The organism is Collimonas arenae, from assembly GCF_001584165.1.
GTDB classification, from domain to species: Bacteria; Pseudomonadota; Gammaproteobacteria; order Burkholderiales; family Burkholderiaceae_D; genus Collimonas; species Collimonas arenae.
In genome coordinates, this window is record NZ_CP013233.1 from 3628991 (window position 1) to 3642247 (window position 13257).

The following is a 13257-nucleotide window of genomic DNA, read 5'->3' on the forward strand; positions in this document are numbered from 1 at the left end:
TGCGGGCGCCTCGTGCAATGATCAAATTACATACAGGTCAACATATTCGTTGACTGCCATGTCCTCCAGTTTCTTCTGATCCAAAGAAACGTCCAGTATCGCTTGTTGTTGCTTGGCAGGGAGCTGACGCGCCAGGTTGATCTTGAACTTGGCTTCCAGCAGCGGAATGCCCTCCTTGCGGCGGCGCGCATGGCCGAGTGGATATTCGACCACGATTTCCTTTAGCTTCTTGCCATCCTTGAATTCAACCGTCAACGCATTGGCAATCGAACGCTTCTTTGGATCGTGGTAATCCTTGGTGAAATCCTTGTCTTCGACACACACGATCTTGCCGCGCAATGCGTCGATGCGTTTGTCGACAGCGACGCTGTCTTCATAATCGCTGGCGGTCAAGCGGCCGAAGATCAGCGGCACGGCGACCATGTACTGGATGCAGTGGTCGCGGTCAGCTGGATTGTTCAGCGGTCCCTGCTTGTCGATGATCCGGATGCACGCTTCGTGGGTGCGGATCGTGATCTTGCTGATGTCGTCGACCGACCTGCCGCTCTTGGCCAGCCCGGCATGCAAAGTCATCGCCGCTTCAACCGCAGTTTGCGCGTGAAATTCGGCCGGGAATGCAATCTTGAACAGCACGTTTTCCATCACATAGGATGCGTACTTGCGCTGGAACTTGAATGACTGCCCGTCGAACAGCACATCGTAGAACCCCCAGGTCTTGGCGGTCAGCACCGACGGATATCCCATCTCGCCGGTTTTGGCGATCAATGCCAGCCGCACCGCGCGCGAAGTGGCGTCGCCTGCCGCCCAGGATTTGCGCGACCCGGTGTTCGGCGCATGGCGATAAGTGCGCAGCGCCTGGCCGTCGACCCATGCCAGCGACACCGCGTTCAGGATCTCTTCACGCGTCAGGCCCATCATCTCGGCAACCACCGCCGTCGATGCCACCTTGACCAGCACCACATGATCCAGGCCAACCTTGTTGAAGGAATTTTCCAGCGCGATACAACCCTGGATTTCGTGCGCCTTGATCATGGCAGTCAGCACGTCTTTCATCTTCAAAGGTTTCTTGCCTGCGGCGATCGCATTGCGCGAAAGCCAGTCTGCAGTCGCCAGGATGGCGCCCAGGTTGTCGGACGGATGCCCCCATTCGGCTGCCAGCCAGGTGTCGTTGAAATCCAGCCAGCGGATCATGGCGCCGATATTGAACGCGGCTTGAACCGGATCAAGCTGATGCTGGGTGCCCGGCACCTTGGCGCCGTTGGGCACCACAATACCTGGGACGAGCGGCCCCATCAGCTTTTTACAAGCCGGATACGCCAGCGCTTCCAACCCGCAGCCCAGCGTATCGATCAGGCAATTGCGGGCGGTATCGTAGGCCAGCCTTGAGTTGACCTTGTAGTTGGTCACGTAGTCGACGATATCGACCAGCACCTTATCGTATTCAGGGCGAACGTTGGAGATGTGAGCGGACATTGCTTTCCCTCTCAGACAAACATATTGCGACTGGATACATCCGATATTACGTCGTCTCGCGCATCTGCAACGGCATCGCCGCCGTCAATACATCAGCGCACCTTGCATTCGTTCGCCAATTGTTGCCCCAGCTTGGAATTGAGCAGCATCGACTTGGCCGGAATCTGGATCCACACCAGCCCGCTGGCCTTGTCTTCCAGCCGCACCGCGCCGGTAGTCGTAGCGACCGTGGTCATCGAATAGCTGCGCCCTTTCCAGTTCAGCTTGACGTCGCCATTGCTTTCATTGGACAAATCGACGCGATTGCCCAGTTCGCAATAAAAATTACCAACCAGCAAACTGGCTGTCGGTGTCGGCGCCAGGTTCAAGGCATTCGATGCCACTGGTTCCGGTTTGGTCTCGGCCAGGGGCACGCTGGATCCACAGGCCGCCAGCAAGGCCGTGAGTATCAAAGCAGAAGCAATACGGGTGTTCAAAGCAGTCATGTTGTTCCAGTTCTGTGGCATTAGGTTGCATACGGTCCCGCCGCACCGTCAGTATCGGTGCAACGGGTTGATCGGCTGCGCAAACGCAGGTCTTGCCATTCTGCACACAAGCGCTGATTGCAGTTGCCAATCGGGATAAATTTTAAATCTTTCAGGACCACATCATGCGCTGAAGGACGAATAAACCTATTATCTGTCAATTACGATGCGCGGATGTGTGAACTATCGTGAAGAATGACAGGTGCCGAGCCGTTGGGTTGGCAAATTTCTGCCCATCCTACCCGCTCCCGCAAATAAAAAATGCCGCTCAGTCTTCACTGAACGGCATTCAAACTTGCGCTCTCCCTGTTTTATTCCCGCTTCTGACTAATCATCCTTGGCGCCATCGATTCCCAACTCCTGAATCTTGCGCGTGATGGTATTGCGCCCAATACCGAGTCGCACTGCGGCATCGTTCTTGCGGCCATGCGTGTGGCGCAACGCAATCTTGATCAACGCCGATTCGAACTGTCGCCCCAGCACATCCATGACATCTGCATCGCCATTGCTCAGCATGTGGGCCGCTTCGGTTTCAAGCAAGGCAATCCAGTTCTGCCGGTCGATGACCGGCACGCTCGACGGCGCGGCAATCTCCTGATACGGCGCTGTCGCAGCGACTGTCGTCGGCGTCGCCGAGTAATGCGGATCAAACGCCACCGGCCGACTGGCCGGGCTCTCCAATTGCGAACCATGTTCACGGCCGCTGACCAGATCCTGCGGCAAGTCCTTGATTTCGACAGTCTGCCCGGGCGCCATGACGGTGATCCAGTTGCACAGGTTTTCCAGCTGGCGCACATTGCCCGGCAATTCCAAGCTGCTCATGAAACGCATCGCGTTGTCGGATACCCGCTTGCTTTCGACGCCGAGCTGCTTGGCGCTCTGGCTGAGGAAATAACGGGTCAGAATCGGAATGTCTTCGCGCCGTTCGCGCAGGCTCGGCAAGCGTAGCCGGATGACATTCAGGCGGTGATACAAGTCTTCCCGGAACAGGCCTTCACGCACGCGAGTTTCCAGGTTCTGGTGAGTTGCGGCGATAACCCGCACGTTGGCTTTCAGGGACTGGTGACCGCCGACCCGATAGAAATGACCGTCCGACAGCACCCGCAACAACCGTGTCTGCAGGTCGAACGGCATGTCGCCGATTTCGTCGAGGAACAGCGTACCGCCTTCGGCCTGTTCGAAGCGTCCACGGCGCGATGCCTGGGCGCCGGTAAATGCCCCACGCTCATGGCCGAACAATTCAGACTCCAGCAGATCCTTTGGAATCGCTGCGGTGTTGAGTGCAATGAACGGTTGCGACGCGCGCGGGCTGTGCTTGTGCAGCGCACGCGCCACCAACTCCTTGCCGGTGCCTGATTCGCCGGTGATCAGCACCGTCACATTCGATTGCGACAAGCGGCCGATGGCGCGGAACACATCCTGCATCGCCGGCGCCTGGCCGAGGATTTCCGGCGTTTCGGCGGAGGCCTGTTCGACATTGGCTTCGCGCAGGCTTTCTTCCAGTGCGCGGCGGATCAGTTCGACCGCCTTGTCGACATCGAACGGTTTGGCCAGGTATTCGAATGCCCCGCCCTGGAATGCGGCAACGGCGGAATCAAGATCGGAAAATGCGGTAATGATGATGACCGGAACGCCAGGAAATTTGGCCTTGACGGTTTGCAGCAACTCCAGCCCGGATGCGCCCGGCATGCGGATGTCGGAAACCAGCACCTGCGGCGTGCTCGATTGCAGCGCCTCAATCGCATCGCGTGCATTGGAAAAACTCTTGGTGCTCAGGTTTTCGCGGGCCAGCGCTTTTTCAAGCACCCATCGAATCGATTCGTCGTCGTCAACAATCCAGATTGGTTTCATATCTTTTCTCTTTATGCTGCATCAAGAATCCGCTCGCGAACTTGCCTGACTGGTTTGTCATTGCCACGACGGCCGGCGGGTAAGCCGACCGCAAGTTCACGGTAGCGGTATCAGAATTCTGAAATCGGTACATCCCGGCCGACTTTCGCATTCAATGACGCCCATGTGCTGCTGCACGAAGGTTTGTGCCAGCGTCAATCCCAAGCCGCTGCCGCCATCGCGGCCCGATACCAATGGATAGAAAATGCGCTCCTGGATCTCGGCCGGGATACCGGGTCCATTGTCGATGATATGCAAGTCTAGTGCCAGCCGGTAACGGACCTTGGCCAGCGTCACCTGACGCACCACCCGGCTCTGGAAAGTCAGCTCGGCATCGCCCGCCTTGATGCGTTCCTGCAATGCCTGCGCTGCATTATGTGCAATATTCAGGATGGCCTGAATCAGCTGTTCCTTGTCGCCGCGAAACTGCGGGATCGATAAATCGTAATCGCGCTTGATGGTCAGTCCGCTCGGGAATTCGGCCACAATCAGGCTGCGGACCCGTTCGCACACTTCGTGGATGTTGACGTCGCCGACGATCTGCGCCAGCCGGTGCGGTGCCAACAGCCGGTCTACCAGGGTCTGCAAGCGATCGGCTTCCTTGATGATGACTTGCGTGTACTCGCGCAACTCTTTCAGATGGCGCTCCGGCAGCTCCAGCTCCAGCAACTGCGCGGCGCCGCGAATGCCACCTAGTGGATTCTTGATTTCATGTGCAAGATTGCGGATCAATTCCTTGTTGACCTGGCTTTGGTCGATCAGCCTTTCCTCGCGCTCCAGCTTGAGTTGCTGCACATTCTCGCGCAACTCAATCAACACCGGCACGTCAGGATTGTCGAGCGCTGTGACAATCGTATCGACCCACAGCGGCTCGCGGCCCATGCGCTCCAGGATCAGGTCCTGGCGGGAATCGTCGAACTGGTGTTCCAGCGCCTGCTGAAAAATCGCCAGCAACTGTTCCGGGTTGAGGAACAGGTCCGATAGCGTTTGCTGCACCAGCAAGCGGCATGAACTTTCCAGCAGATTTTCGGCGGCGGCATTGGCAAATACCAGGCGTCCCTGCCGATCGAGCAACAGCACGGCAGACGCCAGCAGGTCGAGGCTGGCAAGCGCCGATCGTTCAGCGATTTTTGTGGGCATCCGAGGTTCCTATAAGAAAACGTAGTGCAAGCGCATATCCGGCCGGATTCGACGCCGCCATCAAATCGCATTGAAGATGCTGGAAAACACGATGGCACTGGCGGCATCGGCACGATTCGCTGCATTTGAATGGTGCATTTTCCGAGCATAACAAGCTTTGCGAGCGATGTCGGCATGGAATATACAAGATCGCAACATTATGGTGCGTCCGGCATCAGCCTGATCCGAAAATTGAACCGACTCCTGCCACGCCCTGCAGGCAAAAATAAAGGCCGCAATAGCGGCCTTATGAGTAAAGCAAGGTTGATACCAAGCAGATGGATTACTTCAGATTCGCCAACTCACGGTTAAGCGCCTCGATATTTTTCTCGCTGCGCGAGATATCCTCTTTCATCGATGCCACGCGCTCCTGGTACTTGGCGTAGTTTTTCTCATTGCCTTGGCGCTCGGGTGCACCGTCGTTGTAGTCTTTCTTGAGATCGGCCAGGCGCTGTTGTTCATTTCTCAATTCATCCTGCAAGATCTGGCGGCGATCATTGTCGCGCGCTTTTTGCGTGCCGTTATCCACCTTAGGAAAATCCGACGGCGTGCTGGCTGCCGGCTTGCTCGAAGCTGCACCACCGCCACCACCCGTGCTCGGCTTGCTGGATGAACTGACGGTCAGCGGCGGCAGGCTCACGCGTTTGCAGCCCTTGGTGTCGCCGGTGTTCTTGTATTCCTTGACGCCATTCTGGTCGACACACAGAAACACTTCGCTTTGGGCGTGAACAGTGCCAGCAGCGATGCCGACCACGGCCAGTAGCAGAAATTGCCGGGAAAAACGCAACATAGGACGCTTCATAGATTTTCTTTGCAATTCAATGGAGACGCTAGTTTATGCCAAGAAACTGGCAATGACAAACCATCCTGCAGATTCATATCATTGCCGAAAATCGGTCCCAAAAACAAAAAGGACAGGAAAACCTTTCCTGTCCTTTTATCTTACTGAACTGCCGGCCTTGCATGATGCAAGAGCGGCGGTTCAAACTTGCGAAACGACTTATACCGAGTAGTACATGTCGAATTCGATCGGGTGGGTTGTCATGCGGAAGCGTTGAACTTCCTGCATCTTCAGATCCAGGTAAGCATCGATCATGCTGTCGCTGAATACGCCGCCCGGGTCAGGAACTCACGATCCTTGTCCAACGCTTCCAGTGCTTCGTCCAGCGAAGAGCAAACGGTTGGGATCAGCTTGTCTTCTTCTGGTGGCAGATGGTACAGATCCTTCGAAGCTGCTTCGCCTGGATGGATCTTGTTCTGCACGCCGTCCAGACCCGCCATCAACAATGCTGCGAAGCACAGGTATGGGTTAGCCAGTGGATCCGGGAAACGGGTTTCGATACGACGGCCCTTTGGATTGGCTACGTGCGGAATGCGGATCGAAGCCGAACGGTTACGCGCCGAGTAAGCCAGCTTGACCGGTGCTTCAAAACCTGGAACCAGACGCTTGTACGAGTTGGTGCCTGGGTTAGTGATTGCATTCAGTGCTTTAGCATGCTTGATGATGCCGCCGATGTAGAACAGTGCGAACTCGGACAGACCGGCATAGCCGTCGCCAGCGAACAGGTTCTTGCCGTCTTTCCAGACCGATTGGTGCACGTGCATGCCGGAGCCGTTGTCGCCAACCAGAGGCTTAGGCATGAAAGTAGCAGTCTTGCCGTAGGTGTGAGCCACGTTCCAGACCACATACTTCAGGTTCTGGGTCCAGTCGGCGCGCTCGACCAATGTCGAGAACTTGGTGCCGATTTCATTTTGGCCGGCGCCAGCCACTTCGTGGTGATGCACTTCAACCGGAATGCCCAGGGATTCGAGGATCAGGCACATTTCCGAACGCATGTCCTGGAAGCTGTCGACTGGTGGCACTGGGAAGTAGCCGCCCTTGACGGTTGGGCGATGGCCGGTGTTGCCGCCTTCGAGCTTGGCGCCGGTGCTCCACGATGCTTCTTCGGAACCGATCTTGACGAAGCAGCCCGACATGTCGGCGCCCCAACGGACGTCGTCGAAAATGAAGAATTCTGGTTCTGGACCGAAATAGGCGGTGTCGCCCAGGCCGGACGATTTCAGGTAGGCTTCGGCGCGCTTGGCGATCGAACGTGGGTCACGGTCGTAGCCCTTGCCGTCGGATGGCTCGATCACGTCACATTGCATGAACAATGTGGTTTCTTCCATGAACGGATCGATGTTTGCAGTATTTGGATCCGGCATCAGCAACATGTCGGAAGCTTCAATACCCTTCCAGCCAGCAATAGAAGAACCGTCGAATGCATGACCCGATTCGAACTTGTCGATATCGAAATGGGAGACTGGAACAGTTACGTGCTGCTCTTTGCCCTTGGTGTCAGCGAAGCGAAAATCAACGAATTTGACTTCGTTGTCTTTTGCCATTTTCAAGACTTCTGCGGCCGTCATTGCCATGTGAATCTCCTAAAGATGAAAGTACTTGCATAAAAGTACTGCAGTTTTTAAATTGTGCGCCATGCTCAAGATCTGTTGCGCGCGGCTTGCAGCGTCGCAGTAACATCATGGTCAGGCAGTGAGCAAACTATGACCGGACAGCAATTCAGTACGACCAGAACTCAGTGCAGGATGATAGCAGAATCCATGCCACCATCCGTTTTAAGCGCAAGGCTTATTCGGCCTAGTAATATGCTTGCTTGAAAGGCTTAATATGCCATTTTCCCGTGTCTGGCATGATTACAGACAGGATTGGAGATCACCATATTGGTGCAACATATAATGAAAGCACCATTTTTGTGCATTTATTGAGTGCAAACGCAAATGTGTACGTAATTGGTGCGGATGGCTGGCGTGAGCGTATGTCAGCATTTCAATGCAACAACTTTCTGGAGAGATATGATGACAACCCGTGACGAACTTCTCACCACTGCCAGGCAACGCGGCCACGAAGGCCGTCTGCCCTACGCCGGCGCCGTCACGCCGAACGAAGCCTTTGCCTTGTTGCAGGATGATCCCGCGACAATCCTGGTAGATGTCCGCACCAATGCCGAACGCGACTGGGTCGGTCGCGTGGTGATCAGTGAGCCGCAGCACGCTGCGGTGCAGTGGTCGCAGTATCCCGGTGGCGTCCCGAATCCGGATTTCCTGGCGCAGCTGGCTCAGATTGCGGAAAAAGGCACGCCGCTGCTGTTTCTCTGCCGTTCCGGCGTGCGCTCGCAACATGCCGCCAAATTGGCGACCGAACATGGTTATACCAACTGCTTCAATATCCTGGAAGGCTTCGAAGGCGACAAGGATAACAACGGTCATCGCAAGAACGTCAACGGCTGGTGCAAGGCAGGCTTGCCCTGGCTAGGCGCTTAAGGGCTTAAGTTTTTTGCAGGGCAAGGATACGGTTCTCGTATTTCTGCTCTTCGAATTCGTGCCAGGTCATGCCGATGTCGGCGAAGCCGTAGGCCTTGTAAAAACCCAGGGCCTGCGTATTGCCGGCCCAGGCCGTCAGCCACAGCCGCTCGCCTGCATTCCGGATGGCGTGATCGAGTAGCGCGCGGCCGATGCCGCGGCCATGGAAGTGTTCCTGCACATACAGCGTATCGACCTCGACACCGCCGTAATTGTTCGTGGCGCATGGCGAGTCCAGGTCGAGCAGGATATAGCCCAGCAAATTCTCGTCGCTCACTTCCACGAACAGACGGTAATCCGGATCATTGATCAGGTCTTGGAAGTAGGCTGGCGTAAACGTCGACATTACCTCGCGCGCGAGGTCGTCGCAGACGCCCTCTGTGGCATAGGTATGCAGCCAGACCTGGATCGACAGCGCGGTCAGACTCATGCAGTCCGCTTGCAACGCGTCTCGAATCAAATGCTCTCCTTGTGTCCGTTGGTTAATGGCCGCACGCCTCAGCCGGCCAGCGATGCAATCGCGACTCGCGCAGCTGCCAAATCCCACGCGGCCTGACCAACGGTTTTATAAACCGGTAACAACGGCTGCTGCACAAACCCTTGCGCCAACACATCCGGCAATTCGCGCACCTTATCCCAATCGATCTTTGCCTGCAGCAGATCGCCGGCTTCATGTTTGGCGCCGGCCAGGCAATCGACCACCACCGTACGGCTATGCAAAAGTTCTGCAGGAAACTCCACCATGTCCGGCTTGAATGCGCCGACGCCAATCGCCAACGTGTTCGCCGCGATATTAACCGGGATCACCGCGCTGCGCGAAGTGGTTAACGCTATCATGACATCGACAGGCGGTACGTCGGAGGCCAGCGCAGCAGCTGCCAGCGGTTTGACCGTGATCTGCGGATGGCGCAGCTGCAACGCATCGCAAAATGCCTGGGTCTTGTGCAGATCGCGAGCGGATACCCAGAATTCACCGACACCGAAATAATCGATCAACCCATCGGCATGCGCAATCGCTTGCACGCCGGTACCAATCAGCAATGCCGATTTCGGCTTGACCGGCAACAAAGCCTCGATGCCAAGCAAACTGACGGCGGCAGTGCGGCGCGCGGTGACAGTCGGGCCATGCAACAAGGCCAGGCGGCGGCCGCTGGCGGCATCGAACACCACCACTTCACCTTGAATCGCAGGCAGCTGGTATTGCGCATTGTTGGCGTGCACGGTAATCAGCTTGGTCATGCCGATATCGGCGGCGACAGCCGGCATGCACAGCAGCACGCTGGCCGGATCGATTTCCACCACCATCCGTTCGGGAGCATTGATCTTCCCTTCGCGCAGTTGCTGCGCGACCTCGACCAACGCTGGAACCAGCTCGGAATAGGGCAATGCGGCGGCGGTGCTTGCAGCGTCAAAAATTTTCATGTTCTTCTCTATTATCCAGGCCAGTTCAAAGAACCGCCGCAGTGCAGCGACGCCCTCTCTGATCGGCCCAACCTTCAATCAAGCAAATGGTCAGCGCAGGAAAAAACCTTGCGGAAACGGATCACTGTCTTCCAGCACCCACTGATTGAAACCCATGATGTGCGCATTGCCGGTGACTTCGGTAATCGCAGCGTCGAACTCGCCAACTTTGGCGGTCTCGGTGACCTTTACCCGGAAACAGCTGCCAACGATGCTTTCATTCACCAGAGTCTGATTCAGGGCCAGCTTGCCGCGTAAGAACAATTGCGCAGCGCGGCCCGAGGTGCCGGTGCCGGTTGGCGAACGATCCACTTCACGATCGGCAAAGATGCAGACATTGGCCTGGTCCGCCGCCGGATCGTTCGGCGCGCCATCGATAATGGTGCCGTACAGGCTGTCCAGTCCAGGTTCGAGAGGATGCTGGATCTTCACCTTGGCCTTGACTGCCTGCTTGGTTTCCGCGCCTAACTGGATCAAACCGCGCACCTGCTCCGGCTTGATCTGGACGTTGGCCTGATCGGCGTTCATGTAGTAGTAGAAGGCGCCGCCGAAAACGATATCGCCAGTTACCTTGCCGAAGCTTGGCGTTTCGACTTCGACATCGCGCTGATAGATGAATGCCGGTACGTTACGGAAGGTGACGTCACCCGCGCGCTGACCATCCCACTCGACCTGCGCCTCAATGAAGCCGGCCGGGTATCGAAACCGATGCGCGTCAGCGGCACCGTCCGCTCCACGTGATTCAGCTCCACCAGTACCTTGCCAGTGCGATGATGCCATGGCCGCACATGTCGCTGTAGCCTTCGTTGTGGATGAAGATCACGCCGAAATCGGCGGCCGGGGTGGTTGGCGGCAGCAGATATGCGCCGTACATGTCGGCATGGCCGCGCGGCTCGTTCATCAGGAACTGTCGCACATCATCGCGCTGCTCCTTGAGCCAGCTACGGCGCTCCAGGATCGTCTTGCCGGGGACCGGCGGCAAACCGGAAATCACGATGCGTAGCGGTTCGCCGCCGGTGTGCGCATCGACCGTATGGATTGTGCGTGTGTAACTTAGCATGGGGGATATATTGGGAAACAGGAAAGAATCGCCTGAAAGGCGACATGACAAAGCCAGGCCGGTCATGAAAAAAGCCGACTACGTTTGACGTAGCCGGCCCGGGTAAAGCTTAGTAGCTGGTCAGCGCTTCCGGCACGCCGCCCTTGAAGCGATACACCGTCACTGGCGATTGCTTCAGATCGTGGTTGGCGTCGAATTCATAGACACCGGCCACACCCTTGTAGTGGATCTTTTCCATTGCCGGCAGATATTGCTTCGGCTCTACCGAGTTGGCTTCCTTCATCGCCTGGGCAATCAACATCATGCCGTCATAGAAAGATGCAGCATAGGTTTCCGCAGGACGGTTGTAACGCTTCTGATAATCAGCCGCGAAGGTCTTGCCGGAAGCCAGCTTGTCCAGCAAAGCGCCGCCCTGGGTGCAATACACCTGGTCGGTAATCGCATCGCCGCCCAGACGGCCCATTTCAGGCGCGCAGATGCCGTCGCCGCCCAGCAGCAGGGTATTGACGCCCAGTTGCTTCATCTGACGCGTCATCGGGCCACCTTGCGGCGAGTAACCACCATAGAAAATCGCGTCCGGTTTCTTCGACTTGATGGAGGTCAGGATAGCGGTGAAATCGGTTGCCTTGTCGTTGGTGAAATCGTTGCTGACGACCTGGATGCCGTTAGCCTTGGCAACTTTTGCAAACTCTTCCGCCAGACCTTGGCCATAGGCAGTGCGGTCATCGATGACCGAGACTTTCTTGATCTTCAGTTCCTTGGCTGCGTACAGGGCCATCTTGCCGCCCAGTTGGCTATCGCTTGCCGCTACGCGGAACACCGATTTGAAGCCTTGCAACGTTACCTTCGGATTGGAGGCAACGGTGCCCATCACGATGCCGGCCTCGTTATACACGCGCGATGCAGGGATAGTCACGCCCGAGTTGTAAGGACCGACCACCGCCTTGACACCCATGTCGACCAGCTTTTGCGCCACACCTACACCAGCGCGTGGATCGGCCTGGTCGTCTTCCATTTGCGCTTCAAACTTGATTTTCTTGCCGCCGATAACCATGCCCTGGCTATTCAGCTTGTCGATCGCCATGGCCAGACCGCCTTGGTTGTCGCGGCCGGCCGAAGCCTGAGGGCCGGTCAACGGGCTGCTAAAGCCGATCTTTACTACCTGTGTCTCCTGCGCCATTGCGAGCGCTGGGAATGCTGCCAGCATAACCATCATCAGTTTGGTCCGTGCGTACATGGCTTTTCCTTTCGTCTGTCTTTAATAGTGTTTTTTTAATATCGTTACGCATCGTCGGGCGTGCATAACGGGAAGTCTCTTGCAGATCGAATCCTAGCAGGGACGCCGCCACATTAAATTCTTTTATGCGACGGCTTCCCCGTAGATTCGATGGCAAAAACGTGTGATTCGAGACGGATTTTAGCGATTATCCGTCTGACAATGAATTAAATTACCGTGATGCAAGACAAACAAGCATCAAACGCGGTCAATGGCAATCGGGGACGTTCTGGTCGAGATAGACTTCGAAGGCGACATCGTTGATCCACCTTTTACGGTTGCCGGCCCAATAGCCAGTGCCACTCCACTCCTGCGACAGTTGCTGCAGATAGTCGCCGAGATCGGCATCTGCCCGCCTGACTGCGAAGGTCAGTACCGCCGGACTGGCATCAAGCGGCAGGCTGGCTGAAAATTTTTTCCACTCTGGCAGTGCCAACAAGCCGTTCAACACGGCGTCGTCATGGACGGCGGCGTCGCAAGCGCCGGTCCTGAGCGCCAGCAAGGCGTCGGCCGGCGCCTTGTACACTTTTTCCAGCGCGCCATATTGCGCCGCCAATGAGCCGACATACGCACCGCCTGCCGCCACGCATAGGGTGCGCCCCTTGAGTTGCGGCGAGCGTTTGATGTAGGTATCGCTGCGCATGATCAGCTTGGGGCGTGACTGATACGCGGTAGGCAAAAGCCGCGCGGACGAAGCCAACGCATCGGCATCGTCTTTCTTCAGATTCAGCAGCAGCACGTCGACCTTCTGTTGCGCCAACAACTGCTGCCGATTTTTTGTCGTCACCTTGACCGTCACTAGCTTGACGCCAAGCTGCTTTGCCAATTCCGCCGCGACCGTGCTGTCAAAGCTTTCGGGCGTGCGGTACTTCGTCCCAGCCGTGTACTCCGGCACGACATAGCTGACGCCAACCACCAGTTTGCCGCGCTGCCTGATCTGCTCCAGCGTGCCGGCGGTAGCGGTCACTTGCAGCGCGCAAGCCAGCAGTAGCAATGCTACGGCTTGGCGGAAGAATAATGATGGCGCGTTCATC

At 56.7% G+C, this 13257-nt stretch carries 10 protein-coding genes and 2 pseudogenes; 1 reads left to right on the forward strand and 11 read right to left on the reverse strand.

Translation table 11 applies throughout. The annotated features are described in order from the left end of the window. Positions 1 to 21 precede the first annotated feature (21 nt). The 6 genes and pseudogenes from CAter10_RS16670 to glnA all read right to left on the reverse strand — a co-directional run bounded on the left by CAter10_RS16670 (position 22) and on the right by glnA (position 7481). Positions 22 to 1473 (reverse strand): bifunctional 2-methylcitrate dehydratase/aconitate hydratase, encoded by a 1452-nt coding sequence (locus CAter10_RS16670; RefSeq protein WP_061534291.1) that lies wholly within the window; start codon positions 1471 to 1473, stop codon positions 22 to 24. Between the two features lie 92 nt (positions 1474 to 1565). After that, complete coding sequence (locus CAter10_RS16675; protein ID WP_061535418.1) at positions 1566 to 1958, reverse strand: hypothetical protein; 393 nt, start codon at positions 1956 to 1958, stop codon at positions 1566 to 1568. Between the two features lie 366 nt (positions 1959 to 2324). After that, on the reverse strand, positions 2325 to 3848 hold the full coding sequence (ntrC, locus tag CAter10_RS16680; protein ID WP_061534292.1) for a nitrogen regulation protein NR(I): 1524 nt from the start codon (positions 3846 to 3848) through the stop codon (positions 2325 to 2327). Between the two features lie 96 nt (positions 3849 to 3944). Next, positions 3945 to 5027 (reverse strand): nitrogen regulation protein NR(II), encoded by a 1083-nt coding sequence (gene glnL / locus CAter10_RS16685; protein WP_061534293.1) that lies wholly within the window; start codon positions 5025 to 5027, stop codon positions 3945 to 3947. A 322-nt stretch (positions 5028 to 5349) separates the two neighbouring features. Next, the gene (locus CAter10_RS16690) at positions 5350 to 5868 is read right to left on the reverse strand and encodes a hypothetical protein (protein ID WP_061534294.1); all 519 of its coding nucleotides are present in this window, start codon (positions 5866 to 5868) and stop codon (positions 5350 to 5352) included. Between the two features lie 198 nt (positions 5869 to 6066). Beyond that, a pseudogene (glnA, locus tag CAter10_RS16695) lies at positions 6067 to 7481 on the reverse strand (type I glutamate--ammonia ligase). Between the two features lie 441 nt (positions 7482 to 7922). On the opposite strand from glnA, the gene CAter10_RS16700 reads away from it, so the two are divergent. Then, entirely contained in the window at positions 7923 to 8387 is a 465-nt protein-coding gene (locus CAter10_RS16700; protein ID WP_061535419.1) for a rhodanese-like domain-containing protein, read from the forward strand. A gap of 4 nt (positions 8388 to 8391) precedes the next feature. On the opposite strand, the gene CAter10_RS16705 is transcribed toward CAter10_RS16700, so the two are convergent. The 5 genes and pseudogenes from CAter10_RS16705 to CAter10_RS16725 all read right to left on the reverse strand — a co-directional run bounded on the left by CAter10_RS16705 (position 8392) and on the right by CAter10_RS16725 (position 13256). Continuing rightward, positions 8392 to 8856 carry a GNAT family N-acetyltransferase gene (locus CAter10_RS16705; protein WP_061534295.1) on the reverse strand — a complete coding sequence of 155 codons (465 nt, stop codon included), beginning with the start codon at positions 8854 to 8856 and terminating at the stop codon, positions 8392 to 8394. Between the two features lie 68 nt (positions 8857 to 8924). Next, the gene (locus tag CAter10_RS16710; protein WP_061534296.1) at positions 8925 to 9848 is read right to left on the reverse strand and encodes a delta(1)-pyrroline-2-carboxylate reductase family protein; all 924 of its coding nucleotides are present in this window, start codon (positions 9846 to 9848) and stop codon (positions 8925 to 8927) included. Between the two features lie 90 nt (positions 9849 to 9938). Continuing rightward, positions 9939 to 10947: pseudogene (gene lhpH, locus CAter10_RS16715) on the reverse strand (trans-3-hydroxy-L-proline dehydratase). Positions 10948 to 11056: 109 nt separating this feature from the next. Further along, positions 11057 to 12184, reverse strand: a complete 1128-nt coding sequence (locus CAter10_RS16720; RefSeq protein ID WP_061534297.1) for a branched-chain amino acid ABC transporter substrate-binding protein — start codon at positions 12182 to 12184, stop codon at positions 11057 to 11059. 247 nt (positions 12185 to 12431) lie between these two features. Further along, the gene (locus CAter10_RS16725) at positions 12432 to 13256 is read right to left on the reverse strand and encodes a transporter substrate-binding domain-containing protein (RefSeq protein WP_061534298.1); all 825 of its coding nucleotides are present in this window, start codon (positions 13254 to 13256) and stop codon (positions 12432 to 12434) included. Position 13257 lies beyond the last annotated feature (1 nt).

Excerpts from the sequence above, each read along its gene's own strand:
- CAter10_RS16700 (WP_061535419.1), top strand. The coding sequence starts at position 7,923 with ATGACAACCCGTGACGAACTTCTCACCACTGCCAGGCAACGCGGCCAC.
- CAter10_RS16670 (WP_061534291.1), bottom strand. The coding sequence starts at position 1,473 with ATGTCCGCTCACATCTCCAACGTTCGCCCTGAATACGATAAGGTGCTG.
- CAter10_RS16690 (WP_061534294.1), bottom strand. The coding sequence starts at position 5,868 with ATGAAGCGTCCTATGTTGCGTTTTTCCCGGCAATTTCTGCTACTGGCC.
- ntrC (WP_061534292.1), bottom strand. The coding sequence starts at position 3,848 with ATGAAACCAATCTGGATTGTTGACGACGACGAATCGATTCGATGGGTG.
- CAter10_RS16705 (WP_061534295.1), bottom strand. The coding sequence starts at position 8,856 with ATGAGTCTGACCGCGCTGTCGATCCAGGTCTGGCTGCATACCTATGCC.
- CAter10_RS16675 (WP_061535418.1), bottom strand. The coding sequence starts at position 1,958 with ATGACTGCTTTGAACACCCGTATTGCTTCTGCTTTGATACTCACGGCC.
- CAter10_RS16710 (WP_061534296.1), bottom strand. The coding sequence starts at position 9,848 with ATGAAAATTTTTGACGCTGCAAGCACCGCCGCCGCATTGCCCTATTCC.
- CAter10_RS16725 (WP_061534298.1), bottom strand. The coding sequence starts at position 13,256 with ATGAACGCGCCATCATTATTCTTCCGCCAAGCCGTAGCATTGCTACTG.
- glnL (WP_061534293.1), bottom strand. The coding sequence starts at position 5,027 with ATGCCCACAAAAATCGCTGAACGATCGGCGCTTGCCAGCCTCGACCTG.
- CAter10_RS16720 (WP_061534297.1), bottom strand. The coding sequence starts at position 12,184 with ATGTACGCACGGACCAAACTGATGATGGTTATGCTGGCAGCATTCCCA.